The sequence below is a fragment of the Thiocapsa sp. genome, from assembly GCF_011390875.1.
In the GTDB taxonomy this organism is placed as follows: Bacteria; Pseudomonadota; Gammaproteobacteria; order Chromatiales; family Chromatiaceae; genus Thiocapsa.
In genome coordinates, this window is record NZ_JAABRP010000056.1 from 1 (window position 1) to 297 (window position 297).

At 67.3% G+C, this 297-nt stretch carries 1 protein-coding gene; it reads left to right on the forward strand.

Going from position 1 to position 297, the window contains the following annotated elements:
- On the forward strand, positions 1-297 hold a 297-nt coding region (locus GPT33_RS06410; protein ID WP_296806558.1), incomplete at both ends, for a vitamin B12 dependent-methionine synthase activation domain-containing protein.

A 297-nucleotide genomic window follows, 5' to 3' on the forward strand; every position in this document is an offset into this window, starting at 1 on the left:
GACTATATCGCCCCGGCCGAGAGCGGCATCCCCGACTATGTCGGCGGCTTCGCCTGCACCACCGGGATCGGGATCGATGAACGTGTTGCGGCCTTCGAGGCCGACCACGACGATTACTCCGCCATCATGCTCAAGGCCATCGCCGACAGGCTCGCCGAGGCGCTGGCCGAGATGCTGCACGCACGGGTGCGCACCCGCCACTGGCGCTATGCACCCGACGAGACCTTGAGCAACGAGGACATGATCGAGGAGCGCTACCAGGGCATCCGCCCCGCGATGGGGTATCCGGCCTCGCCC